Origin of the sequence: Citrobacter sp. CK195, assembly GCF_030333365.1 — a bacterium.
Lineage (GTDB): Bacteria > Pseudomonadota > Gammaproteobacteria > Enterobacterales > Enterobacteriaceae > Citrobacter_B > Citrobacter_B koseri.
Map to the genome: position 1 here is coordinate 1 of NZ_JAOWGB010000008.1, position 4,005 is coordinate 4,005.

Annotated in this window: 3 protein-coding genes and 4 tRNA genes; 6 read left to right on the forward strand and 1 reads right to left on the reverse strand. The window is 49.5% G+C overall.

Annotated features, from left to right (window positions below):
- The first annotated feature begins 193 nt into the window (after window positions 1-193).
- Both murB and birA read left to right on the forward strand, forming a co-directional pair.
- Window positions 194-1,222 (forward strand): UDP-N-acetylmuramate dehydrogenase, encoded by a 1,029-nt coding sequence (murB, locus tag OGX93_RS00605; RefSeq protein ID WP_153258003.1) that lies wholly within the window; start codon window positions 194-196, stop codon window positions 1,220-1,222.
- A complete protein-coding gene (gene birA, locus OGX93_RS00610) occupies window positions 1,219-2,181 on the forward strand; it encodes a bifunctional biotin--[acetyl-CoA-carboxylase] ligase/biotin operon repressor BirA (RefSeq protein ID WP_012133821.1) in 963 nt (320 codons plus the stop codon). Before murB ends, birA begins: the two co-directional genes overlap by 4 nt.
- Before the next feature lie 30 nt (window positions 2,182-2,211).
- Here the strand turns inward: birA and coaA are convergent, their stop codons facing one another.
- Entirely contained in the window at window positions 2,212-3,165 is a 954-nt protein-coding gene (gene coaA, locus OGX93_RS00615) for a type I pantothenate kinase (RefSeq protein ID WP_024130653.1), read from the reverse strand.
- Between the two features lie 397 nt (window positions 3,166-3,562).
- On the opposite strand from coaA, the gene OGX93_RS00625 reads away from it, so the two are divergent.
- From OGX93_RS00625 to OGX93_RS00640, 4 genes are all read left to right on the forward strand, one after another.
- A tRNA-Thr gene (locus tag OGX93_RS00625) sits at window positions 3,563-3,638 on the forward strand.
- A gap of 8 nt (window positions 3,639-3,646) precedes the next feature.
- A tRNA-Tyr gene (locus OGX93_RS00630) sits at window positions 3,647-3,731 on the forward strand.
- Window positions 3,732-3,848: 117 nt separating this feature from the next.
- Window positions 3,849-3,923, forward strand: a tRNA-Gly gene (locus tag OGX93_RS00635).
- A gap of 5 nt (window positions 3,924-3,928) precedes the next feature.
- A tRNA-Thr gene (locus OGX93_RS00640) sits at window positions 3,929-4,004 on the forward strand.
- Window position 4,005 lies beyond the last annotated feature (1 nt).

Below are 4,005 nucleotides of genomic sequence, written 5' to 3' on the forward strand. Positions count from 1 at the left end.
GTCTCCCCATGCGAGAGTAGGGAACTGCCAGGCATTAATTAAAGTGAAGAGGCCATCCTGAGGGATGGCCTTTTTGCGTTTATGCGTCCGGGGGCAGCCGGATGACGCTGCGCCTTATCCCACCTACATAACCACAAGCCATACCGTTGCATATGCGGTAAACTAGACGCGATTTTGCATCAGGAAAGCGTCTATGAATCACTCCCTCAAACCCTGGAATACCTTCGGTATCGATCAACGCGCTAACGAGATTGTCTGTGCCGAAAATAAACAACAACTATTGGATGCCTGGCAATCGGCTAAAGCATCAAATCATCCGGTACTGATACTGGGCGAAGGGAGTAACGTTCTGTTTCTTGATACCTTTCATGGAACGGTGATTATCAACCGTATCAAAGGTATTGAGGTGACAGAGCAACCCGAGGCATGGCACCTGCACGTAGGGGCGGGGGAAAACTGGCATAACCTGGTACGATACACTCTCCAGCAAGGTATGCCGGGGCTGGAGAATCTGGCGCTTATTCCGGGGTGCGTCGGTTCTTCTCCTATCCAGAACATTGGCGCCTATGGTGTAGAACTACAACGGGTCTGTGACTATGTGGATTGTGTCGAGCTGGCAACCGGAAAGCCTCTACGGGTGAGTGCCACAGAGTGTCGCTTTGGTTATCGTGATAGTATCTTCAAGCATGAATATCAGGATCGTTACGCCATTGTGGCTGTCGGCCTGCGTTTACCAAAACAGTGGCAGCCCGTACTGACTTATGGCGACCTGGTTCGCTTTGAACCTGAAACGGTCACGCCGCAGCAGGTGTTTGATGCCGTATGCCATATGCGCACCACGAAACTGCCCGATCCAAAAGTAAATGGTAATGCAGGTAGCTTCTTTAAAAATCCTGTTGTTACAGCAGAGATTGCGCACACATTACTGGCGCAATTTCCCGGTGCGCCACATTACCCGCAGGCCGATGGTTCAGTGAAGCTGGCTGCAGGCTGGTTGATCGATCAGTGCCAGCTAAAAGGTGTCAGTATCGGGGGCGCTGCGGTACATCGTCAGCAGGCTCTGGTGCTGATTAACGCACATAATGCGACAAGCGAGGATGTGGTGAAACTCGCGCATCATGTGCGTCAGAACGTGGGTGAGAAATTTAATGTCTGGCTGGAACCGGAGGTTCGGTTTATCGGGCAGACTGGTGAAGTGAATGCTGTGGAGATCATTGCATGAAGGATAATACCGTTCCCCTGACGCTGATCTCTTTGCTGGCCGATGGTGAGTTTCATTCGGGTGAACAGCTGGGTGAAACGCTGGGAATGAGCCGCGCAGCCATCAACAAGCATGTCCAGACGTTGCGTGACTGGGGAGTTGATGTGTTTACCGTACCCGGCAAAGGATATAGCCTGCCAGAACCTATCCAATTATTAGATGCTTCTGTCATCCATGCACAACTGGACAGCGGGAATGTCACGGTACTTCCGGTTATCGATTCGACGAACCAGTATCTGCTGGATCGTATCGGCCAGTTGACGTCGGGTGATGCCTGTGTAGCGGAATACCAGCAGGCTGGGCGTGGTCGTCGTGGGCGGAAGTGGTTTTCTCCATTTGGTGCGAACCTGTATCTTTCTATGTACTGGCGTCTGGAGCAGGGGCCGGCAGCCGCGATCGGGCTGAGTCTGGTGATCGGCATTGTGATGGCTGAGGTTCTGCGCGATCTGGGTGCAGAGAAGGTTCGGGTTAAGTGGCCTAATGATCTCTATTTACTCGATCGCAAGCTGGCAGGCATTCTGGTTGAGCTTACGGGTAAAACGGGCGATGCTGCACAAATCGTTATCGGCGCAGGTATCAATATGGCCATGCGCCGTGTGGAAGAAGGCGTTGTGAATCAGGGATGGATCAATCTCCAGGAAGCGGGCATTACGCTTGATCGCAACATGCTGGCGGCGACGTTAATCAAAGAGTTGCGTGCGGCGCTGGAACTCTTTGAGCAGGAAGGTCTGGCACCTTACCTGTCTCGCTGGGAAAAACTGGATAATTTTATTAACCGACCGGTTAAACTGATTATTGGTGATAAAGAAATATTTGGTATTTCCCGTGGGATAGATGCGCAAGGCGCGTTGTTGCTTGAACAGGATGGCGTAATTAAGCCGTGGATGGGCGGAGAAATATCTTTACGCAGCGCAGAATAATAAAAAGGGAGCTAACGCTCCCTTTTTACATTATTTTCTCAACCTGACTTGTTCGACCGCATGATTGGCACTTTTGGTCATAATCAGACTGGCCCGCTCACGAGTGGGCAAAATATTTTGCTTTAAGTTCAACCAGTTGATTTCTTTCCATAATGATGCGGCGGTATTGATCGCTTCATCTTTCGATAATTTTGCGTAATTATGGAAATAAGAATCTGGGTCGGTGAACGCCCCTTCACGGAATTTCAGGAAGCGATTGATGTACCACGTCTGGAGTAAATCTTCAGGCGCATCAACATAAATAGAAAAATCAACGAAGTCAGAAACAAATACATGATGTGGATCGTGAGGATAATCCATTCCACTCTGTAGTACATTTAAGCCTTCAAGAATTAATATATCGGGCTGTGCGACGGTTTTATCTCCGTCTGGAATCACATCATAAATCAGGTGTGAATAGACTGGCGCGGTGACATTTGGCACCCCTGATTTGAGATCGGAAACGAACTTCACCAGACGGTGCATATCGTAAGACTCAGGAAAGCCTTTCTTCTTCATCAGCCCGCGATCTTTCAGCACCTGGTTAGGGTGTAGAAAACCGTCAGTGGTGATCAATTCGACGCGACGATGTTCCGGCCAGCGGCTCAGCAGCGCTTGCAGTACGCGCGCGGTGGTGCTTTTGCCCACGGCGACGCTACCGGCAATGCTGATGATATAAGGAATACGCTGGCCGTTAGTGCCTAAAAATTGCTCCAGAACAGCCTGACGGCGCAGGTTTGAACTGATATAGAAATTTAGCAAACGCGACAGGGGCAAATAAATCTCGGCAACTTCTTCCAGTGATAAATCTTCATTAATACCTTTGAGTCGTGCGATTTCGCCCTCGGTCAGGGTCATCGGCACGGAATCACGAAGCGCAGCCCACTGGTTGCGATCAAATTGTAGGTAAGGCGTCATTAACGTTTGCTCTTTACTCATAAGCATGTTTCTGGCTGTCATTGCTGCATCAGGTCAGCGATAAAAAAGCGAATCATCCCCGGCATGCAATGGCACGACACATTTCAGTTAATTTGGACAATGGGCAGGAGGGTAACACCAGATGGGAGGGAATAATAAGAAAAAATCTCTCCTGATAAGTTATCCCTGAAACGCAATGTGACGGATATACCATATGTAAAAGAAGAATTTTTCTCTTTCAAACACAGATATGATGATGCTCTCCGTTAAGCCGTTAGCATCCTGGTGTCGAAAAATCGCACTGACCTGACTAAAAATAGGCCATTTAGCAGTCTTGTCGTGCAAAATGTGAGCGATAGAACATTTTATGCAATTTTTTAGTTGCATGAGGTCGCAGGTCTCCATAGAATGCGCGCTACTTGATGCCGACTTAGCTCAGTAGGTAGAGCAACTGACTTGTAATCAGTAGGTCACCAGTTCGATTCCGGTAGTCGGCACCATCAAGTCCGGTGGGGTTCCCGAGCGGCCAAAGGGAGCAGACTGTAAATCTGCCGTCACAGACTTCGAAGGTTCGAATCCTTCCCCCACCACCACTTTCTGGCAGCGTGTTTGCTGTCTGAACTGGTTGAAAAAATTAACCGGTTCGAATAAGAAAAGAGACATGTCTCTTTTTTTGTTACAGAAAGAACTGGGTAGCCGAGTTCCAGGATGCGGGCATCGTATAATGGCTATTACCTCAGCCTTCCAAGCTGATGATGCGGGTTCGATTCCCGCTGCCCGCTCCAGACGTGCTGATATGGCTCAGTTGGTAGAGCGCACCCTTGGTAAGGGTGAGGTCCCCAGTTCGACTCTGGGTATCAGCACCAC